We start from the raw sequence: 19,763 nt of genomic DNA on the forward strand, positions 1-19,763 counted from the left end.
ATCTGTCGGCCTTCACCAGTCTTCTCGAAGATGCTCTGGCGGGCAACCAGAATCTTGCCCGCGACCTCGCGGCAATGCGCCGCCTCAGCCATTAGCGAAGGGCACGGCGACGAACATCTGCGCGTCGCCGCGTTCGACGAGCAGGAGCACGGACTTTTTGCCAGCCTTTCCGGCCTGCGCGATCGCCTGGTCTGCCTGCCTGGCGTCCCGCACCGGCGCCTGATTGACGGCGACGATGATGTCGCCCGGCTGGATACCGGAAGCCGAGGCCGCCTTGTCGGGATTGACGCTCTCGACCAGCGCGCCGCGCTGGTTGGGCGCCAGGTTCATCGCCTGTCGGACATCCGGGGTGACGTCCATCAGACCGAGGCCGATCGCAGGAGCACGAAGGCCCGGCTGTGCGGACGGTGCCTCTGGTCCGCCGCCCACCGATGCCGTCTGCACATCGTCTCCGTTGCGCCCGACATCGACGGAAATTTCGACATTCTTCCCTTTGCGCCAGACATCGAGCCTTTCCGTGGCGCCAGGCGAGACGTCGGCAACGGCACGCGACAGGTCCTTGGGATCCTTTATCTGCTGACCGGCGAAGCTGGTGACGACGTCGCCGGTCTCGATCCCGGCTTTTGCTGCCGGCGAGCCGTCGGTGACCGCGGAAACCAGCGCACCGCTGGGTTGACCAAGGCCGACGGCGCTGGCCACATCAGGCGTCACCGGCTGGATCTGGACGCCGAGATAGCCGTATTGAATGGAGCCACCCTTCATCAGCTTGGCGACCACTTTTTGCGCCTGGTCCGACGGGATGGCGAAGCCGACGCCGACGCTGCCGCCATTCGGCGAAAAAATCGCCGTGTTGATGCCGACGACGTTGCCGCTCACATCCATCAGCGGACCGCCTGAATTGCCGTGGTTGATCGGTGCGTCGATCTGAATGAAATCGTCAAACGGCCCGCTGTGGAGATCGCGGCCGCGCGCCGAGACGATGCCGGATGTAACCGTGGTGCCGAGGCCGAACGGGTTGCCGAAAGCGAGCACCTGGTCGCCCGGCATGAGCTTGTCGGAGTCGCCCCATTTGACGGTCGGCAAAGTCTTGTCGGATTTGATCTTGAGGACGGCGAGGTCGTTCTTGGCGTCGCGACCAACCAGCTCCGCGGGAAGTTCGGTGCCGTCGTCGAGAGTGACCTTGATCGAGGTGGCGCCGTCGATGACGTGATTGTTGGTGACGATGGTGCCATCGGCGGCGACGATGAAGCCGGAACCCAGCGCCTCTGCGCGGGGCGCCTGCTGCGGCGGCGGTGTCCTGGGGCCGGGCAGTCCCTGGTCGCCGAAGAACTGGCGGAAATAGTCGTCGAAGGGTGAGTTGTCGCCGAACGGAGCAGCGTCGCTCATGGTCTCCGACTGTGCCTTCATGACAGTGGTGATCGTCACCACTGCCGGTTTGTCGGCCGCCACGATCGGGGCAAACGATCCATTCGGCACCGTCATCCCGGTGACGGGAGGGGTCACTGTTTCTGCCAGAGCGCCATTCAGTCTGGGGGCGAGGGGCACGATGAAAGGGCTGACAATCAGTGCGGCGCCCAGCAAGGCGGCGACGCGATGTCTGCGAAGAATGTGGATGGGTGACATGGCCGTTGTCCGGGCGAGAAATTGGTCGGGCACCGTGGCGTTCCGGTTGGGGAATCGCCCATTCGGCGTGTCGAGGGTCGTCTTGCCTGTCTCGCCTGGCAGGCAGCCGACCGGATCGACAGCCCCCGCATCTAGGGCGGCGATTGCGGTTACCAGATGATATTACGAAGATTTAATTTATCGGGTCGGTGTCGCCCGCTCGCCAGATGCATGGCTGGGGTCGAACCCTTGATGAAGTGGAGTAGCGCCGACCTGAAACAAACAACCCGCCTTGCGGCGGGTTGTTGGCGCGATCAGCACCATGCGGAAATCGATAACATAGTTGCCGGCACAAAGCAAGAACAAATTGCCGACAAGGATCACGAGCTCGCATGTCTTCCCCGGCTCTGTCCTGCCGGCCATCGAAGCCTCTTATGCGCCGATCCCGTCTGTCCGCCTGAGATAGCCGTTGGCGATCTCGCGCATCCGTTTGGCGTCGAAGCTCGGGCCGTGGCCGCCATGACCGATGCGGATCGGCAGATCGAGCAGCCGCTGCATCGTCCGGCGATAGGCTGATCGGTCGGAGTCCGGCAGGTCGTCGATCAGCATCGCGTCGTAGATGGCGTCGCCGGCGAAGTACAGGCCGTCGGCCTCGTCGAACAACGCGATCGAATCGGGCGAATGGCCGGGCAGGTGCAGCACGCGGAATTGCCGGTCGCCGAGATCGACCGTGTCGCCCTCGTCAAGTGTTCGCATCAGCGGCGCCGGCGGAATCTTGTAATCGGCGGCTTTCCAGCCGGGCGCCGGCAGCTTCGAGACGGCGCCGTCGAGATCGTGGAACATGTGGGCGTAGGTGACGGCGTCATCCATGCTGTTGAAATACGCGGCGCTGTGTCTCGGCCCGGCCCGCAGCGGGAATTCGTGCAGCGAGCCGACATGGTCGAGATGGATATGGGTGGCGACGACGAGCAGCGGCTTGCCCGCCGGCGTGTCGATCTCCGGCGCCAGCGGGCGGATGCCCATACCGGTGTCGACAAGCAGGTCGACGTCGCGGCCGCGAAGATGCCAGATGTTGGCGCGCACGAAATCATGCACGAACGGCTCGGTCAGCATGGTTGTAACGGCGTCGACCTTCGTTTTGCTGAACCAGTCAAGCATCACAAGATTTCCGGCATCAGAAGAGGGCCGGCATCAGACGAACGGTTTTCCAACCTTGTATTTTTCTGGAACCAGTCGCTTCAGATAGGCCATGCCTGCATCGGAGAGCTGGTTGACCTCCGGCAGCATGAAATCGTCGGGCATGTGGCGGGTCTTGCCGGCGACGTTTTTCAGCGGCACCTTCTTCAGCACGGTTTTCTTGCCGTCATATTGCAGCGCCACCGAGCCGCCGCCCTGTTCGGCGACAGCGACGGCAAAAACGCCGGCATCGAAAGCTTCCTGCGCATCGACGGCGTTGATGGCGCCGACATAGCCGCGCGGCATGTAGCCGAGCGCATCGACACGCGCCCGCTTGCCCGGCAATCCTTCGGCTAGCGCGCGCTCGAGGGCGGCCGGCAGGTCGCTGCCCGACAGCTTGACGTTGCCATGCGCATCGCGCTCCAGTTTCTCCGGCGGGACAAGGCTTTCGACCAGTGCCTTGCCGTCGGCGGTGCTGACGCCTTCGGACACGGCAACGATGCAGCGCTTGTGGCGGTCGAGCGTGGCGCGCACGTCGTCGATGAAAGCCGCAGCCGAGAACGGCCGCTCCGGCGCATAGACGAGATGCGGGCCGCTGTCGGGGTCAAGCTGCCATGCGGCAGCGGCGGCGGTGAGGAAGCCGGCATGCCGCCCCATGACGATGCCGACATAGATACCCGGCAGAGCACGGAAGTCGAGGTCGACCGAGAGGAAGGCGCCGGCGACGAACTCGGCTGCCGAAATGAAGCCGGGCGTGTGGTCGTTCTCCTCGAGATCGTTGTCGATGGTTTTCGGCGCATGGACGAAAGCCATCTTGCCGCCGGCGGCATCGGTCAGGATCTGCTGAGTGCCCGACGTGTCGTTGCCGCCGATATAGATGAACGCGTCGGCGCCGGCCTTCTTCAGACCATTGAGGATGATCTCGCAATAGGCGTCATCCGGCTTGTCGCGCGTCGAGCCAAGCGCGGCGCTCGGCGTTGCCGCAATCAGCCGCAGCCGATCCTCTGGAATCGCTGAGAGATCGATATAGTTGCCGTCACGAATGCCGCGCACGCCATGGATCGAGCCCAGGACCTTAGCACCGGGATGCCGCTTGCGGATTTCGAGCGCAGCGCCCACCATCGTCTGGTTGATGACGGCGGTCGGACCGCCGCCTTGCGCGATCACAAAAGTTCCGGACATGCTTCACGTCTCCCGAGCAGTGGCTTTGCAGGCACATTCGCCTGTCTTGCGAGATCACGCAACGGGAGAGTCGAGCGGCCGCGCCGGCCACGCTATCAGATCAGACGACGACCGGGAGGGTCAGACGACGACGACCGGGTTCTTCCTGGAGACGCGGCTGTAGAGGTCGATGATGTCCTGGTTGATCAGGCGAACGCAGCCCGACGACATCGCCTGGCCGATGCTCCACCATTCGGGCGAACCATGGATGCGGTAGCCGGTGTCGTGGCCGTTCTGGTAGATGTACAGCGCGCGCGCGCCGAGCGGGTTGTCGAGGCCGCCGGGTTGCCCGGCCTGCCATTTCACCAGTTCCGGCTTGCGGGCGATCATCTCGGCCGGCGGCGTCCAGGTCGGCCATTCCTTGCCGTACTGAATGTTGGCGCGGCCGGACCAGCGGAAGCCTTCCTTGCCGATGCCGACGCCGTAGCGGATCGCGTCACCGCCGGGCTGCACTAGGTAGAGCAGCCGCTCCTGCGAATGGACGACGATGGTGCCGGGCTGCTCGCCGGTCGGGTCGACGACGATCTGGCGACGGAACTCCGGCTTGACTTTGAGGTAGGGCACTTCCGGCAGCGTGAAGCCGCCGTCGGTGACGGAGGCATACATCACATCGGGACTGGTGATGTTCTTGTCGACGCTGATGCTCGGGCGGATGGGGATGATCGCGCCGGTGGTGACGCCGTCGAGTTGCAGCGCCGACAAATCGAGCGTCTGGCTGCAGCCGGCGACGCCGAGCAGCGCCAGCGCACCGGCGCCGGACAACACTGCGCGGCGGGAAAGCTGGATTTCGGAAATTTCGATTTCGATTTCGTCGCCATTGTACGGCGGCGTCAGACCTTGCGGCAACTCACGCATCTACCCAAACCCTACGCTGTCGGCGGGAAACACGGTCCGGCCGGATAGAATGCATTTTCACCAATCATGGTTGAAAAAGCGTGAAGACTTCTTACCCTGCCATAACCTCCCGGCCGAGCCGTCGCGCCGCACATTTTCGATGCTGCCCCTTTACATCTTTGCGAGCCCAAGGATTTATCCTTTTCTTTGAGCTCAAGGAGACGAACATGTCCTTCGAAAACTGGGCCGCCTTTGCCGCCGCCTCGACGATCCTTCTTGTCATTCCCGGCCCGACCATCCTTCTGGTCGTGTCCTATGCTCTCGGCCAGGGCTGGCGCACTGCGCTGCCGATGGCGGTCGGCGTGGCGCTCGGCGACTTCACGGCGATGACGCTGTCGATGCTGGGCATCGGCGCGCTGCTGGCGGCGTCGGCCACCGTATTCATGCTGCTGAAGGTGATCGGCGCCGGTTATCTGATCTATCTCGGCGTAAAGCTGTTTCGCGCCGGTGGCACGCTCAAGGCCGAGCCGCGCCTAGACGCGGTGTCGTCGGCCAAGATGATGGCGCATGCCTGGCTGGTCACCGCGCTCAACCCGAAAAGCATCACCTTCTTCGTCGCCTTCCTGCCGCAGTTCCTCGACCGGCACGCCGACTTCTGGACGCAGATGCTGATCTTTGAAACGACCTTCCTGGCGCTCGCTTTCGCCAATGCCTTCGGCTACGCGTTGATCGCGGCAAGGGCGCGCAACGTCGTGCGTAATCCCCTGGCGATCCGCATCTTCAACCGCACCGGCGGCACGCTGCTGGTCGGCGCCGGCATCGCCACGGTGGCGATGCGCTCGGGCAATTGAGGACATGACATGGCAGTCAGGGATGCATTCGGCCTGACATTTTCGGGTGCGACCGAGGCCGGGTTCTCGTCCTACAGCCAGGCTGTCCGCGAACTGCAATGCTTCATCGGCGATCCGGTCGGCTCGGTCGATCGCGCCATCGCCGAGGATCCCGGCTTCGTCATGGCGCATGTGTTCAAGGGCTATCTCTTCGGCCTCGCCACCGAGCGTGAGGCGACAGCCGTGGCCAGGACTTGCTATGAGGCGTCGCTGCCGCTTGCGGCGACGCCGCGTGAGCAGGCGCATGTCGCTGCGCTCGGCCGTCTTGCCGCAGGAGGCTGGCATGAAGCCGCCCGTCTGCTCGAGGATATCGCCATCGAGTTTCCGCTCGATGCGCTGGCGCTGCAGACCGGGCACCAGATCGATTTCTTCACCGGCAATGCCCGCATGCTGCGCGACCGCATCGGCCGCGCGCTGCCGTCGTGGCAAAGCGGCATGCCGGGATACCACGCCATACTTGGCATGCAGGCGTTCGGGCTGGAGGAAATGGGCGACTATGCGCGCGCCGAAAAGCTTGGCCGCATGTCAGTCGACATCGAGCCGCGCGACGGCTGGGCACAGCACGCCGTCGCCCACGTCATGGAAATGCAGAGCCGGCAAAAGGACGGCATCGCTTGGATGCGAGCCAACCCCGAAGCTTGGACGAAGGAAAGCTTCCTGCAAGTGCACAATTGGTGGGCATCTGGCGCTGTTTCACTACGATCTCGGCGAGACCGAACAGGTGCTGGCGCTCTATGACGGGCCGATCTACGGCGAGCGCTCGACGCTGGCGCTCAACATGGTCGACGCTTCGGCGATCCTGTGGCGGCTGCATCTCGGCGGCGTCGATGTCGGCCCCCGCTGGGCGGCGCTCGCCGCCAACTGGACCAAGGCCAGCGCCGGCAACTATGCCTTCAACGATGCCACGCGATGATGGCCTTCGTCGGCGCCGGCCAAGAAGCGCCGGTTCGCGCCTTGCTCGAGGCGCAGAGCGAGGCCATGCACGGCAACGACGACAACGCCGCCTTCAGCCGCGATGTCGGCCATCCCTTGACGCTCGCCATCAAGGCATTCGGCGAGGGCAATTATGCCGAGACGCTACGCCTGATCCGGCCAATCCGGGCGATCGCCCACCGGTTCGGGGGCAGCCACGCGCAACGCGACGTCATCGACCTGACGCTGATCGAAGCGGCGTTGCGTTCCGGCGATCATGCGCTGGCAACGGCGCTTGCCGCGGAACGCGCGCTGGCACGGCCGGACAGTCCGCTGTCGAGGCTGTTCTCGCGGCGCGCGGCCGATTTGTCGGAGAATTGACCGGAGGCGGATCTTGTCTTAAAAACTGCCAAGTCAGATTTTTTCGAGATCCGAAAAAATTAATGACATTGGGAGGATACCATGTATCTCGGCCTCGATCTGGGCACGTCGGGCGTCAAGGCGCTTTTGATCGATGCCGGGCAGACTGTCATCGGCTCCGGCCATGCTTCACTCGACGTGTCGCGGCCGCATCCCGGCTGGTCCGAGCAGAACCCCGCCGACTGGATCCGCGCCTGCGAGGAAGCAATTGCCGAGCTCAACGCCTCGTATCCAGGACAACTCGCCGCCGTGAAGGGCATCGGCCTTTCCGGCCAGATGCACGGCGCCACCTTGCTCGACGCCGGCGACCAGGTGCTGCGCCCCTGCATCCTGTGGAACGATACGCGCAGCCATGCCGAGGCGGCCAAGCTCGACGCCGACCCGCGCTTTCGCAATCTGACCGGCAACATTGTCTTCCCCGGTTTCACCGCGCCAAAGCTGGTCTGGGTGAAAAACAACGAGCCGGATGTTTTCGCCAAAGTGGCAAAGGTCTTGCTACCGAAGGATTTCCTGCGGCTCTGGCTCACCGGCGAACATATTTCGGAGATGTCGGACTCGGCAGGCACGTCCTGGCTCGATGTCGGCAAGCGAGGCTGGTCATCCGACCTGCTTTCCGCCACGTCGCTCGACGAGAAGCAGATGCCGTCACTGGTCGAAGGCACTGAGAAGGCCGGGGCCCTGCGCAGCGAACTGGCCTCGAAATGGGGAATGCAGGCCGGCATCCCGATCGCCGGCGGCGCCGGCGACAATGCGGCGTCGGCCTGCGGCATGGGCACGGTCGCAGCCGGCCAGGCCTTCGTCTCGCTTGGCACGTCAGGCGTGCTGTTTGCCGCCAACGCTGCCTATCTGCCAAACCCGGAAAGCGCGGTGCATACGTTCTGCCACGCGCTGCCCGACACCTGGCACCAAATGGGCGTCATCCTGTCGGCAACCGATTCGCTCAACTGGCTGTCGGAGATATCAGGGAAAGGCGCCGGCGAGCTGACCGCCGAACTCGGCGATACGCTGAAGGCGCCGACCGGCGTGTCCTTCCTGCCCTATCTCTCCGGCGAGCGTACGCCACACAATGACTCGGCCATCCGCGGCGCGTTCACCGGGCTTGCGCATGAATCGAGCCGCGCTGTGCTGACCCAGGCGGTAGTCGAAGGTGTGGCTTTCGCCTTCCGCGACAGTCTCGAGGCCTTGGCCACGGCCGGCACGACGCTGACGCGGGTGACGGCGATCGGCGGCGGCTCGCGCTCGCGCTATTGGCTGAAGGCAATCGCCACCGCGCTCGGCCTGCCCGTCGACATCCCGGCCGATGGCGATTTCGGCGCTGCCTTCGGTGCGGCGCGACTCGGCATGATCGCGGCGACGGGCGCCGATCCGCTCAGAGTGTGCACGGCGCCGGCCACCGATGCCACCATCGAGCCGGTCGCCGCACTAAGCAATGCCTATGCGGATGCCTATCAGCGCTACCGCTTGCTTTACCCAGCCATCAAGGCCGCCACGGCGTGAGTGGTTTCCCACCCCCGCCGAGGCCTGAGATGACCTCACTGTGCCGGAACCTTGTCGAGAAAGCCGGTGACGCTCTTCAGGCGGCCATTCTCGATGACGCCGATGTCGGTGCCTTCGATGACGGAATCCGTGCCTTCCGGCCCGAGATTCCACGAGAAGCGGATCGTGTCGCCAAATCCGTCCGGCTTGCCCTTCAGCGAAAACCGGAAGCCGGCAAAACGCTGCTGGACGCCTTCGATCAGTGCGGCGACGCCGTCATGGCCGTCGCCCTGCATGATCGGATCGCGGTAGCTGACGTCCTCGGTGAAGGCCGCCTTGAGCAAGGCTTGCCGGCGCACGGCGTCGCTCTCGTTCCAGGCAGTGATGTAGTTTTCGGCGATCGTGTTGAGGTCGGTCATGGTCTGTCTCCTTTGTTGAGGGGCTTTGACATGACCGTTTTCATCCAACGCCAACGCGAAACCAATTACGCCTGAGGTAATCAGGACAGAACCATGCGAGAGGACAGACAATCATGACCAGTGGCTTTTTCGGCGACATCCAGAAGATCAAATATGAGGGGCCGGATTCGACCAATCCGCTGGCCTACCGGTTCTACAATCCCGACGAAATTGTCGCCGGCAAGCGGCTGGAAGACCATCTGCGCTTTGCCGTCGCCTACTGGCATTCGTTCGCCTGGCCGGGCGGCGATCCGTTCGGCGGCCAGACCTTTGAGCGGCCATGGTTCGCCAAGGCCGGCGGCACCGACACGATGGAGCTGGCCAAGCTCAAGGCCGATGTCGCCTTCGACATGTTTGCGCTGCTCGGTGCCCCCTACTTCTGCTTCCACGATGCCGATGTGCGGCCGGAAGGAAAAGATTTTTCCGAAAGTGCCGCGCGCCTCGATGAGATCGCCGATTACTTTGCGGCGAAGATGAAGCAGACCGGGGTCAAGCTGCTTTGGGGCACGGCCAACCTGTTCTCCAACCGCCGCTTCATGGCGGGTGCCGCCACCAATCCCGACCCGGATGTGTTTGCCTATGCGGCAGCGACGGTGAAACACTGCATCGATGTCACCAAGCGGTTGAAGGGCGAGAACTATGTGCTGTGGGGCGGCCGCGAGGGCTATGAGACGCTGCTCAACACCGACCTTGCCCGCGAACAGGAACAGGCCGGCCGCTTCCTCAACCTGGTCGTCGATTACAAGCACCGCATCGGTTTCAAGGGCACCATTCTGATCGAGCCGAAGCCGCAGGAGCCGACAAAACACCAGTACGACTATGACGTCGCCACGGTCTACGGCTTCCTGAAACGCTTCGGGCTGGAGAAGGAGGTCAAGCTCAACATCGAGCAGGGCCATGCCATCCTGGCCGGCCATTCCTTCGAGCATGAACTGGCGCTGGCCAGTGCGCTCGGCATCTTCGGCTCGATCGACATGAACCGCAACGACTACCAGTCGGGCTGGGACACCGACCAGTTCCCCAACAATGTGCCGGAGATGGCGCTGGCCTATTACCAGGTCCTGCAGGCTGGCGGCTTCAAGTCCGGCGGCACCAATTTCGACGCCAAGTTGCGGCGCCAGTCGCTCGACCCGCAGGACCTGCTGATTGGCCATATCGGCGGCATGGATTGCTGTGCACGCGGCCTCAAGGCTGCGGCGCGCATGGTCGAGGACAAGGCGCTGTCGGGACCGCTGGCCGAGCGCTATGCCGGCTGGAACTCGGCTGAGGCCAAGGCGATGCTTGCCGGCAAGAGGACGCTGGAGGAGATCACCGAACGCGTCGTCAAGAACAAGATCGAGCCGCAGCCGAGATCCGGCCGCCAGGAACTGCTCGAGAATATCGTCAACCGGTATGTCTGAGGTGTCGCACCGGCGGGTCTCTTGACCGACCCGCCGTCCGGAACAGCTTTCCGCGGGGACGGAACTGACGACAAGGTTTTGCCTCGCACCGCCCCTCAATCGCCTCGCTCTTGCCTTCAAACAGCCGTCACGAATCTCGTATATGTGGTCCGTGGCGGGAACAGAAAGAAGGAGGCGAAACGATATGCAGCACGAACGCGAAATCGACGCCCTGCTCTCATCTGGCGAGGCCGGATCGATCATCGACCGGCTGATGGCGCTGCCGCATCCGAAGCACGGTGCGCGCAGTGCAAACGAATGGGATCGCGCGGTCGCCAGCCGCTTTGAGACCCATCTTGCGAGACAGATGCGCTCGCACATCGACGGCAAAAGCGACCGCCAGGACGCTGCCTAATCCCGACTATCCCTTACGCAGCCTGACCGGCGCTTCGCCGAAAGCCCTTGAAAACGCCCTGGAAAATGCCGCGGCGGACGAGAATCCTGTTCGCCCGGCAATATCGGCCATGGCCACCCGCGTGTCGATCACCAGCCGGCGCGCGGCACCCAGCCGCAGCCTGAGATAATAGGCGCCCGGTGTCTCGCCGATCGACTTGCGAAAGATGCTCTCCAGCGTTCGCGCCGTCACCCCGGCGCGCTTTGCCACCGCGGCAATGGTCAAGGGCTGGTCGACATGGGCTTCCATCAGCCGGATGGCTTGCGCCAGCCTGGGATCGTAGCCGTCGAGTCGGCCGAGCGAGACAAGCGGCTGCGCGTCGGTCGCGGCGCGCGCCTGATCGTAGATGAAGACACTTGCCACATCGAGCGCGACAGCCATGCCGAGCCGCGTGCGGATCAGATGCAGCATCAGGTCGAAGGTCGGCGAAGCGCCGCCCGAGGTGAAGACCGGCCCGTCGATGACATAGCGGTCGGGGCGCACATCGACGCCTGGAAAGGCCGACGAAAAATCTTCCATGTCCTCCCAATGCGTGGTGGCGCTGCGTCCTTCCAGCAGGCCGGCGCGCGCCACCAGCCAGGTGCCGGCTTCGACACCGCCGCAGGCGCGTGCGGCGCGCGCCGCCCGGCGCAAGCCGGCAAGCAGAGCGGATGTGGCATAGTTCTGCGTACCGAAACCGGCGATGACGACAAGCATATCGGTTATATCCGCCGCATCGAAGCGGCCGCTGACCGCAACCGGCAGGCCGCATGTGGTGACCGGCGCTTCGCCGGTCACCGAAACCAGCCTGAAATCGAACAGCGTCTCGCCGGCAATACGGTTGGCGGCGCGCAGCGGATCGACCGCCGATGCCACGCACATGATCGACGACCCGGAAAATATCAGAAGCGTTACCTTGAGCGTCGAGCGTTCGGCGCGAAAGATCGAAGGCTTTTCGTTTTTCATCATGCGATCTTCGTAAAACGCAAAACAGTTTCCGGCAAGTCAGGCATTGTTGCCGTCTGTTCGATCAGGCCCATGTTTGATTGGGCCGTCTGTGCTGGTTGGGAGGAAAGTCCATGCCGCTAACGATGAACCGTGAGGTTTTCATTACCTGTGCCGTGACCGGGTCCGGCAGCTCGCAGGACCGTAGCCCGCATGTGCCCCGTTCGCCCAAGCAGATTGCCGATTCGGCCATCGATGCGGCAAAAGCGGGTGCGGCGATCGTCCACTGCCATGTGCGCGACCCCGAAACCGGCAAGCCACGGCGCGACGTGCAGCTCTATCGCGAAGTAACCGAGCGCATCCGTGCTGCAGATGTCGACGTGGTGCTGAACCTGACCGCCGGCATGGGCGGCGACATGGTGTTCGGTTCGCCGGAGAATCCGCTACCGCTCAACGAGAAAGGCACCGATATGGGCGGCGCGACCAACCGCGTGGAACATGTGCGCCAGTGCCTGCCGGAAATCTGCACGCTCGACTGCGGGACGATGAATTTCGCCGAAGCCGACTATGTCATGACCAATACGCCCGGCATGCTGCGCGCCATGGGCGGCATGATGACAGCGCTCGGCGTCAAGCCGGAGATCGAGGCCTTCGACACTGGGCATCTCTGGTTTGCCAAGCAGCTCGTCGAGGAAAAGGTGCTGGATCCGGATGCTCTCGTGCAATTGTGCATGGGCGTGCCATGGGGCGCGCCCGATGATCTCAACACCTTCATGGCGATGGTCAACAATGTGCCGTCGAGCTGGAATTGGTCGGCGTTTTCCATCGGCCGCAACCAGATGGCCTATGCCGCTGCCGCGGTGCTGGCCGGCGGCAATGTCCGCGTCGGGCTCGAGGATAATCTCTGGCTCGACAAGGGCGTGCTGGCGACCAATGCGCAGCTGGTCGAGCGGGCGGTCAGCATCGTGTCGAACATGGGCGCAAGGGTCATCGGCCCGGACGAGGTGCGTAAGAAGCTCAATTTGACGAAGCGCGCGCCGCTTTGAACAGGGAATCGGTAGGGAGGAGCCGCCGATGAAGACCGTGAAATTCACCGCCATGAAGGACGGCGACCGCGACGACTACGCGCTCCTCACCGAGCACGAGATCGACTATGCGGCGAAGACCGGGCAACGGCTGCTTGATGCGCTTGTCCAGCTCGACGAAGGCTTGTCCGGCTACAAGATCACCCGGCTCGGCCATTCGCTCCAGGCGGCGACGCGCGCATGGCGCGACGGCGCCGACACCGACTGGATCGCCTGCGCGCTGCTGCACGACATCGGCGACATCTACGCACCTTACAATCACGACGAATATGCAGCTTCGATCCTAAAACCCTTCGTGCGCGAGCAGTGCACCTGGGTGGTGGAAAAGCACGGCGACTTCCAGCGCCTCTATTACGCCCACCATCTCGGCGGCAATCCCCATGCCCGCGACCGTTTCGCCGGCCATCCTTATTTCGACGATTGCGACCAGTTCTGCGAGCGCTGGGACCAGTCGAGCTTCGACCCCGGCTATGACACGTTGCCGATCGATTTCTTCCGGCCCTTCGTGCTCGAAGTGTTTGCCCGCAAGGCCTATGACCCCGCCGTGATCCGCGCCGGCGAGCGCGTACCTCTCATCGACCTGGAAATAGCCAGGACAAGAACCGGAGCCTCCGCATGAGCATCATCACCAAGGCAGCTGCAATCGGCGGCGGCGTCATCGGCGCCGGCTGGGTAGCGCGGCTGCTCTTGAACGGCATCGACGTGTCGATTTTCGATCCCGACCCGGAAGCTTCGCGCAAGGTCGGCGAAGTGATGAAAGGCGCGCGCCGCGCCTACAAACAGATGCTGCCCAACGGCCTCCCAAAAGAGGGCAAACTGACCTTTGCCAAGACCATCGCCGATGCCGTCGCCGATGCCGATTTCATCCAGGAAAGCGTACCGGAACGGCTCGAACTGAAACACCGCGTGCTGGCCGAGATCGACCTTTATGCGCCGGCCAACGCCATCGTCGGCTCCTCGACCTCCGGCATCAAGCCGACCGATATGCAGGTGGCGATGAAGAAGCATCCGGAGCGGCTGGTCGTCGGCCATCCGTTCAACCCGGTCTACCTCCTGCCGCTGGTCGAGATCGTCGGCGGCGAACAGACCTTTCCCGAGGCGATCGAAGTCGCCAAGGAGATGTACGTCTCGATCGGCATGAAGCCGGTGGTGATCCGCAAGGAGATCGAGGCTTTCGTCGGCGACCGCCTGCTGGAGGCGGCATGGCGCGAGGCGCTGTGGCTGATCAAGGACGGCATCTGCACGGTCGAGGAACTCGACGACATCATGCGCTATGGCTTCGGCCTGCGCTGGGCGCAGATGGGCATGTTCCAGGTCTATCGCGTCGCCGGCGGCGAGGCCGGCATGCGCCATTTCATGGCGCAGTTCGGGCCGTGCCTGAAATGGCCATGGACCAAGCTGATGGATGTGCCGGAGTTCAACGACGAACTGGTCGACCTGATCGCCACCCAGTCGGACGACCAGGCGCATGGCCTGTCGATCCGTGAGCTCGAAAAGATCCGCGACGACAATCTGGTCGCCATCATGGAGGCGCTGTCGAAGCAGAACAAAGGCAAGGGCTGGGGCGCCGGCGCCTTGCACAAGGACTATACCAAGCAGCTCGCCAAGCTTGCGGCGAAGAAGCCCACCGCTTCCAAGGCGGCCGAAAAAGCCAAGGCTGAAAAGCCGAAGAAAAAGAAGAAAGGCTAATACTATGGAATTTGGCCTCTCCGAAGAACAGAAACTGATCGTCGAGACGACGCGCGCCTTCGTCGAGAATGAGCTCTACCCGCATGAGAGCGAAGTCGAGCGCACCGGCGTGCTGCGCCGCGAGCTGATCGAGGAGATCAAGGCCAAGGCAATCGAAGCCGGTCTCTATGCCGCCAACATGCCGACGGAAGTCGGCGGCGCCGGGCTCGACACGGTGACCTGGCTGCTTTACGAAAAAGAGCTCGGCCGTGCCAATTACGCGCTGCACTGGACCTGCGTGGCGCGGCCTTCCAACATCCTGTTGGCCGGCACGCCGGAGCAGCGCGAGAAATACCTTTATCCCTGCATTCGCGGCGAGAAATGGGACTGCCTGGCGATGACCGAGCCAGGTGCCGGCTCCGATCTGCGCGGCATGAAGGCGACCGCGGTGCAGGACGGCGACGACTGGGTGCTGAACGGCACCAAGCATTTCATCAGCCATGCCGACCTTGCCGATTTTGCCATCGTCTTCATGGCCTCGGGCGAAGAGGAGACGCCGCGCGGCAAACGCAAGAAGATCACCGCCTTTTTCGTCGACAAGGGCACCAAGGGTTTTACGGTGCGCGACGGCTATCGCAACGTCTCGCATCGCGGCTACACCAACGCCATCCTCGAATTCGACGATTGCCGCTTGCCCGGAGCCCAAGTGCTCGGCGAGGTCCACAAGGGCTTCGACGTCGCCAATTCATGGCTTGGCGCAACCCGCCTGCAGGTCGGCGCCACCTGTCTCGGCCGGGCCGAGCGGGCGCTTGGCCATGCCGTCGAATACGCCGCGCAGCGGCAGCAATTCGGCCAGCAGATCGGCAAGTTCCAGGGCGTGTCGTTCAAGCTCGCCGACATGGCGACCGAACTGAAGGCGGCCGACCTGATGGTGTTCGAAGCCGGCTGGAAGTACGATCAGGGCACCGTCACTGATCAGGACATGGCCATGGCCAAGTTGAAGGCCACCGAAATGCTCGCCTTCGTCGCCGATGAAGCAATCCAGATCCACGGCGGCATGGGGCTGATGGACGACCTGCCGCTGGAGCGCATCTGGCGCGACGCCCGCGTCGAGCGCATCTGGGAAGGCACCTCGGAAATCCAGCGCCACATTATCTCGCGGGCGCTGTTGCGCCCGTTCGGGGGCTGATCGATGCACAAACTTGAGCGCCTTTTGCGCCCGCGAACGATTGCCGTCTTCGGCGGCGCGCAGGCTGCCGCTGTCGTCGCGCAGTCGATCAAGATGGGCTTTGCCGGCGAGATCTGGCCGGTGCACCCGACCAAGGAGGAGGTCGCCGGCCGCAAGGCCTATCGCTCGGTGGCCGACCTGCCTGCAGCGCCGGACGCTGCCTTTGTCGGCGTCAACCGGCATTTGACCATCGAAGTGGTCAAGGCGTTGGCCGAGCGCGGTGCCGGCGGCGCCGTCTGCTTTGCCGCCGGCTTTCTCGAGACCGAGGCCTATGACGAGGACGGCGAGCGGCTGCAGGCCGAACTAGTCGCAGCGGCCGGCCAGATGCCGATCATCGGGCCGAACTGCTACGGCCTGATCAATTATGCCGACGGCGCGCTTTTATGGCCCGACCAGCATGGCGGCATCAGGCTGGCCGAGGGTGGCCGCGGGGTCGCCATCATCACCCAATCGTCGAACATCGCCATCAACATGACTATGCAGAAGCGCGGCCTGCCGATCGCCTTTCTGATGACTGCCGGCAACCAGGCACAGACCGGCCTTTCCGAAATGGCGCTCGGCCTGATCGAGGACGATCGCGTCACTTCGCTCGGCCTGCATATCGAGGCCTTCGATTCAGTAGCCGGCTTCGAAAGGCTGGCCGCGCGAGCGCGAGAGCTGAAGAAACCGATCATCGCCATGAAGGTCGGCCGCTCCGAGCAGGCGCGGCAAGCGACCGTCTCGCATACCGCGTCGCTGGCCGGCTCGGATGCTGCCTCGGGCGCCTTCCTGAAGCGGCTCGGCATCGCCCGCGTCGATTCCATCCCTGCATTCATCGAGGCGCTCAAGCTGCTGCACGTCACCGGTCCCCTGCCCGGCTACCGGCTGTCGTCGATGAGCTGTTCGGGCGGCGAAGCGTCTGTCATGGCCGACAGCGCAGAAGGCCGCTGGGTGAATTTCCCGGCGCTGACCGACACGCATCGCGCCCACGTCAAATCGACGCTGGGGCCGCTGGTTGCGGTGGCCAACCCGCTCGACTACCACACCTTCATCTGGAACAACGAGCCGGCGATGACCGCCACCTTCACCGCCATGGTGTCGGGCGGCTTCGACCTCAACATGCTGGTGCTCGATTTCCCCCGCCCCGAACGCTGCTCCGATACCGACTGGTGGACGACGCTGCGCGCCTTCGAATCGGCGCTGACGTCCAACAAGGCGCAGGGCGCGATCGTCTCCTCGCTGCCGGAGAACCTGCCCGAGGAATACACCGCCGGGCTGATGGCACGCGGCATGGTGCCGTTGTTCGGCATTTCCGAGGCAATGGACGCCGCCCAGGCGGCCGCCTTCATCGGCTGGGCCTGGCGCGAGCCGCAGGCGCAGCCGATCGACACCTCCGCGTCAGGTGCGCCGGCCAGCGACCATGTCACGCCTGACGAGGCCGAGGCGAAAGCGCGGCTGATCGAGGCCGGGCTTCCCGTGCCGAGGGGCGAACGCGCCGGCAATGCGGTCGAGGCGGTGATCTCCTCGATGGCGCTCGGTTTTCCGGTTGCGCTGAAGGCTTTGGGCATCAATCACAAATCCGAGCTCGGCGCGGTGCGGCTTAACCTCAGGGATGCCGAATCCGTCAGCACCGCCGCCCATGATCTCTATGCGCTAGGCACCGGCCTCTATGTCGAGCGCATGGTGCGCGACGGCGTCGCCGAACTGCTCGTCGGCTTCACCCGCGACCCGATGTTCGGCGCGGTTATGACGCTCGGCACCGGTGGTGTGCTGGTCGAACTGCTGCGCGACAGCGTCACGCTGATGCTGCCGGCGACACGCGACGACATCGAGGCGGCATTGCGGGGGCTCAAATTGTTCCCGCTGCTCGAAGGCTATCGCGGCCGGCCCAAGGCCGATGTCGCGGCCGCCATCGATGCGATATCAGGCATCGCCGCCTTCGTGCAGGAAAATGCCGGCGAGATCGAGGAACTCGACATCAATCCGCTGATCGTCTGCGCGCAAGGGAAAGGCGCCTGGATCGCCGACGCGCTGCTGGTGCTTGGAGAGAAAAAGAATGTCTGACGTCATCACCACCCGCCGCGAGGGCACCATCCTCGAAGTCACGCTCGACCGGCCCAAGGCCAATGCCATCGACCTGAAGACCTCGCGCCTGATGGGCGAAACGTTCAAGGCGTTCCGCGACGATCCGGGTCTGCGGGTCGCCATTGTCAAGACCGCCGGCGACAAGTTCTTCTGCGCCGGCTGGGACCTCAAGGCCGCGGCCGGCGGCGATGCGGTCGACGGCGACTATGGCGTTGGCGGGTTCGGCGGGCTGCAGGAATTGCGCGACCTCAACAAGCCGATCATCGCCTGCGTCAACGGCATGGCAGTCGGCGGCGGTTTCGAGCTGGCGCTATCCTGCGACCTCATCTACGCGTCGGATCATTCCTCCTTTGCGCTGCCCGAAATCCGTGCCGGCACTTTGGCTGACGCAGCGACGATCAAGCTGCCGAAGCGCATTCCCTATCACGTCGCCATGGATCTTTTGCTCACCGGCCGCTGGATGGATGTCGCCGAGGCGCATCGCTGGGGCTTGGTCAACGAGGTGCTGCCAAAGGACAGACTCGAAGACCGCGTCTGGGAGATCGCACGGCTGCTGGCCGACGGTCCGCCGCTGGTCTTTGCCGCGATCAAGGAGACGGCGCGGATCGCCGAATCGCTCACCTTCCAGGACGCGATGAACCGGGTGACGCGCCGCCAATTGCCGACGGTTGACGCATTGTACGGCTCGGAGGACAATCTCGAGGGTTTTCGCGCCTTTGCGGAAAAGCGAGACCCGGTGTGGAAGGGAAAATGATCCTGCGGAGATGATGGCTTTTCTTCCCACCCCCCTCTGGCCTGCCGGGCATCTCCCCCTCAAGGGGGGAGATTGGCAGCTTCGGCCCATTCACCCTTCCTGCCGCGCTGGAGATTGGCGAAATCCGATGCGACATCCGATCTCCCCCCGTGAGTGGGAGATGGCCGGCAGGCCAGAGGAGGGTGCCCAGCCGGATTCGTTACGATCCGTTCAGTTCCCATGACCGACTACAAAAAGCTGATCGACGCCGAGACCTGGGCCTTCATCGAGCGGACCAATTCCTATTATCCACCGGATACGATCGACTACACGATCGACCAGCAGCGCGAAATCTACGACCGCATGTGCCGCGAGTTCTCTGCCGGCTATCCGCAAGGGGTTACGGCGGAAACCACCGCCATTGTCACGCCCTCGCATCCGATCCCGATCCGCATCTATCGCAACCCAGCGCCGGAAGCGGCGGCGATGGTGCTTTATTTCCACGGCGGCGGTTTTATTCTCGGCGGGCTCGACAGCCATGACGACGTCTGCGCCGAGCTTTGCGCCCGCACCGGCTATGAAGTATTTTCGGTCGACTACCGGCTGGCGCCGGAACATCTTCATCCGGCCGCCTTCGACGATGCCATCAGCGCCTTCGAATGGGCGGCGACGATTTACAAGCGTCCGATCCTGCTTTGCGGCGATAGCGCCGGCGGCAATCTCGCCGCTGCGGTCAGCCACGCAACACGCGGCCATGCGCGAAGGCCGATCGGCCAGGTACTGATCTATCCCGGCCTTGGCGGCGACCGCTCGCAAGGTTCTTACGTGACCCATGCCGAGGCGCCGATGCTGACAGTGCGCGACCTCGATTTCTACACGAATATCAGGACCGGCGGCGAAGACCGTACCGGAGATCTCACGCTGTCGCCGCTGGCCGACGCCGATTCTGCCAATCTGCCGCCGACCGTGCTGATCACCGCACAATGCGACCCGCTGTCGTCGGACGGCGAGGCCTATCGCGACCGCATCGTCGCGGCGGAGGGATACGCCTTCTGGTTGGAGGAGCCGGGTCTGGTGCATGGCTATCTCAGAGCCAGGCATACGGTCGGCCGCGCCCGCTCGAGCTTTACCCGGATCGTCGACGCGGTAGCGGTTCTGGGACGCGGCGAGTGGATCTGGTAAGGGTCTAGCCCACCCCGCGTGACGCCGCGCGGCCGGCGCTGCGGCCCGGAAAAGATG

Annotated in this window: 18 protein-coding genes and 1 pseudogene; 12 read left to right on the forward strand and 7 right to left on the reverse strand. The window is 63.9% G+C overall.

Annotation, left to right across the window (positions count from 1 at the left end; translation table 11 throughout):
• Positions 1-84: 84 nt before the first annotated feature.
• The 5 genes from ACWTU8_RS13570 to ACWTU8_RS13590 form a co-directional block, all read right to left on the reverse strand.
• Positions 85-1,623 carry a DegQ family serine endoprotease gene (locus tag ACWTU8_RS13570; protein ID WP_455848572.1) on the reverse strand — a complete coding sequence of 513 codons (1,539 nt, stop codon included), beginning with the start codon at positions 1,621-1,623 and terminating at the stop codon, positions 85-87.
• Positions 1,624-1,800: 177 nt separating this feature from the next.
• Positions 1,801-2,025, reverse strand: coding sequence for a hypothetical protein (locus ACWTU8_RS13575; protein WP_455848573.1), 225 nt, complete (start codon positions 2,023-2,025; stop codon positions 1,801-1,803).
• A gap of 9 nt (positions 2,026-2,034) precedes the next feature.
• On the reverse strand, positions 2,035-2,760 hold the full coding sequence (locus ACWTU8_RS13580; protein WP_029347519.1) for an MBL fold metallo-hydrolase: 726 nt from the start codon (positions 2,758-2,760) through the stop codon (positions 2,035-2,037).
• A gap of 33 nt (positions 2,761-2,793) precedes the next feature.
• Positions 2,794-3,960, reverse strand: coding sequence for a diphosphate--fructose-6-phosphate 1-phosphotransferase (locus ACWTU8_RS13585; RefSeq protein ID WP_455848574.1), 1,167 nt, complete (start codon positions 3,958-3,960; stop codon positions 2,794-2,796).
• A gap of 120 nt (positions 3,961-4,080) precedes the next feature.
• Complete coding sequence (locus ACWTU8_RS13590) at positions 4,081-4,854, reverse strand: L,D-transpeptidase (protein ID WP_455848575.1); 774 nt, start codon at positions 4,852-4,854, stop codon at positions 4,081-4,083.
• Between the two features lie 206 nt (positions 4,855-5,060).
• Between ACWTU8_RS13590 and ACWTU8_RS13595 the strand changes: the two genes are divergently transcribed.
• The 3 genes and pseudogenes from ACWTU8_RS13595 (at position 5,061) to xylB (ending at position 8,552) form a co-directional block, all read left to right on the forward strand.
• Positions 5,061-5,684 carry a LysE family translocator gene (locus ACWTU8_RS13595; protein ID WP_065011045.1) on the forward strand — a complete coding sequence of 208 codons (624 nt, stop codon included), beginning with the start codon at positions 5,061-5,063 and terminating at the stop codon, positions 5,682-5,684.
• Between the two features lie 9 nt (positions 5,685-5,693).
• Positions 5,694-7,016, forward strand: a pseudogene (locus tag ACWTU8_RS13600) (tetratricopeptide repeat protein).
• An 81-nt stretch (positions 7,017-7,097) separates the two neighbouring features.
• Positions 7,098-8,552: a xylulokinase gene (gene xylB / locus ACWTU8_RS13605; RefSeq protein ID WP_455848576.1), complete on the forward strand. Its 1,455-nt coding sequence runs from the start codon at positions 7,098-7,100 to the stop codon at positions 8,550-8,552.
• A gap of 35 nt (positions 8,553-8,587) precedes the next feature.
• Here the strand turns inward: xylB and ACWTU8_RS13610 are convergent, their stop codons facing one another.
• The gene (locus ACWTU8_RS13610; RefSeq protein WP_455848577.1) at positions 8,588-8,950 is read right to left on the reverse strand and encodes a nuclear transport factor 2 family protein; all 363 of its coding nucleotides are present in this window, start codon (positions 8,948-8,950) and stop codon (positions 8,588-8,590) included.
• Between the two features lie 113 nt (positions 8,951-9,063).
• On the opposite strand from ACWTU8_RS13610, the gene xylA reads away from it, so the two are divergent.
• Positions 9,064-10,389 (forward strand): xylose isomerase, encoded by a 1,326-nt coding sequence (gene xylA, locus ACWTU8_RS13615; RefSeq protein ID WP_455848578.1) that lies wholly within the window; start codon positions 9,064-9,066, stop codon positions 10,387-10,389.
• 184 nt (positions 10,390-10,573) lie between these two features.
• Positions 10,574-10,783 (forward strand): hypothetical protein, encoded by a 210-nt coding sequence (locus ACWTU8_RS13620; protein ID WP_029347507.1) that lies wholly within the window; start codon positions 10,574-10,576, stop codon positions 10,781-10,783.
• Between the two features lie 6 nt (positions 10,784-10,789).
• Here ACWTU8_RS13620 and ACWTU8_RS13625 read toward each other — a convergent pair whose 3' ends face one another.
• Positions 10,790-11,770, reverse strand: coding sequence for a GlxA family transcriptional regulator (locus ACWTU8_RS13625; protein WP_455839666.1), 981 nt, complete (start codon positions 11,768-11,770; stop codon positions 10,790-10,792).
• A gap of 110 nt (positions 11,771-11,880) precedes the next feature.
• Here ACWTU8_RS13625 and ACWTU8_RS13630 point away from each other — a divergent pair, with 110 nt between their 5' ends.
• The 7 genes from ACWTU8_RS13630 (at position 11,881) to ACWTU8_RS13660 (ending at position 19,706) form a co-directional block, all read left to right on the forward strand.
• A complete protein-coding gene (locus ACWTU8_RS13630; protein WP_029347504.1) occupies positions 11,881-12,792 on the forward strand; it encodes a BKACE family enzyme in 912 nt (303 codons plus the stop codon).
• A 28-nt stretch (positions 12,793-12,820) separates the two neighbouring features.
• Positions 12,821-13,450, forward strand: coding sequence for an HD domain-containing protein (locus ACWTU8_RS13635; RefSeq protein WP_455848579.1), 630 nt, complete (start codon positions 12,821-12,823; stop codon positions 13,448-13,450).
• The gene (locus tag ACWTU8_RS13640) at positions 13,447-14,520 is read left to right on the forward strand and encodes a 3-hydroxyacyl-CoA dehydrogenase NAD-binding domain-containing protein (RefSeq protein WP_455848580.1); all 1,074 of its coding nucleotides are present in this window, start codon (positions 13,447-13,449) and stop codon (positions 14,518-14,520) included. The genes ACWTU8_RS13635 and ACWTU8_RS13640 overlap by 4 nt, the downstream gene beginning before the upstream one ends.
• Positions 14,521-14,524: 4 nt before the next feature.
• A complete protein-coding gene (locus tag ACWTU8_RS13645) occupies positions 14,525-15,688 on the forward strand; it encodes an acyl-CoA dehydrogenase family protein (protein ID WP_455848581.1) in 1,164 nt (387 codons plus the stop codon).
• Between the two features lie 3 nt (positions 15,689-15,691).
• Complete coding sequence (locus ACWTU8_RS13650) at positions 15,692-17,770, forward strand: acetate--CoA ligase family protein (RefSeq protein ID WP_455848582.1); 2,079 nt, start codon at positions 15,692-15,694, stop codon at positions 17,768-17,770.
• The gene (locus ACWTU8_RS13655) at positions 17,763-18,545 is read left to right on the forward strand and encodes a carnitinyl-CoA dehydratase (RefSeq protein WP_455848583.1); all 783 of its coding nucleotides are present in this window, start codon (positions 17,763-17,765) and stop codon (positions 18,543-18,545) included. Before ACWTU8_RS13650 ends, ACWTU8_RS13655 begins: the two co-directional genes overlap by 8 nt.
• Before the next feature lie 219 nt (positions 18,546-18,764).
• Entirely contained in the window at positions 18,765-19,706 is a 942-nt protein-coding gene (locus tag ACWTU8_RS13660) for an alpha/beta hydrolase (protein ID WP_455848584.1), read from the forward strand.
• The last annotated feature ends 57 nt before the right edge of the window (positions 19,707-19,763 follow it).

The sequence above is a fragment of the Mesorhizobium sp. BHbdii genome, assembly GCF_053848045.1.

Coding starts and splice junctions, on each gene's coding strand:
- ACWTU8_RS13570 (WP_455848572.1), bottom strand. CDS start 1,623: ATGTCACCCATCCACATTCTTCGCAGACATCGCGTCGCCGCCTTGCTG.
- ACWTU8_RS13575 (WP_455848573.1), bottom strand. CDS start 2,025: ATGGCCGGCAGGACAGAGCCGGGGAAGACATGCGAGCTCGTGATCCTT.
- ACWTU8_RS13580 (WP_029347519.1), bottom strand. CDS start 2,760: ATGCTTGACTGGTTCAGCAAAACGAAGGTCGACGCCGTTACAACCATG.
- ACWTU8_RS13585 (WP_455848574.1), bottom strand. CDS start 3,960: ATGTCCGGAACTTTTGTGATCGCGCAAGGCGGCGGTCCGACCGCCGTC.
- ACWTU8_RS13590 (WP_455848575.1), bottom strand. CDS start 4,854: ATGCGTGAGTTGCCGCAAGGTCTGACGCCGCCGTACAATGGCGACGAA.
- ACWTU8_RS13595 (WP_065011045.1), top strand. CDS start 5,061: ATGTCCTTCGAAAACTGGGCCGCCTTTGCCGCCGCCTCGACGATCCTT.
- xylB (WP_455848576.1), top strand. CDS start 7,098: ATGTATCTCGGCCTCGATCTGGGCACGTCGGGCGTCAAGGCGCTTTTG.
- ACWTU8_RS13610 (WP_455848577.1), bottom strand. CDS start 8,950: ATGACCGACCTCAACACGATCGCCGAAAACTACATCACTGCCTGGAAC.
- xylA (WP_455848578.1), top strand. CDS start 9,064: ATGACCAGTGGCTTTTTCGGCGACATCCAGAAGATCAAATATGAGGGG.
- ACWTU8_RS13620 (WP_029347507.1), top strand. CDS start 10,574: ATGCAGCACGAACGCGAAATCGACGCCCTGCTCTCATCTGGCGAGGCC.
- ACWTU8_RS13625 (WP_455839666.1), bottom strand. CDS start 11,770: ATGATGAAAAACGAAAAGCCTTCGATCTTTCGCGCCGAACGCTCGACG.
- ACWTU8_RS13630 (WP_029347504.1), top strand. CDS start 11,881: ATGCCGCTAACGATGAACCGTGAGGTTTTCATTACCTGTGCCGTGACC.
- ACWTU8_RS13635 (WP_455848579.1), top strand. CDS start 12,821: ATGAAGACCGTGAAATTCACCGCCATGAAGGACGGCGACCGCGACGAC.
- ACWTU8_RS13640 (WP_455848580.1), top strand. CDS start 13,447: ATGAGCATCATCACCAAGGCAGCTGCAATCGGCGGCGGCGTCATCGGC.
- ACWTU8_RS13645 (WP_455848581.1), top strand. CDS start 14,525: ATGGAATTTGGCCTCTCCGAAGAACAGAAACTGATCGTCGAGACGACG.
- ACWTU8_RS13650 (WP_455848582.1), top strand. CDS start 15,692: ATGCACAAACTTGAGCGCCTTTTGCGCCCGCGAACGATTGCCGTCTTC.
- ACWTU8_RS13655 (WP_455848583.1), top strand. CDS start 17,763: ATGTCTGACGTCATCACCACCCGCCGCGAGGGCACCATCCTCGAAGTC.
- ACWTU8_RS13660 (WP_455848584.1), top strand. CDS start 18,765: ATGACCGACTACAAAAAGCTGATCGACGCCGAGACCTGGGCCTTCATC.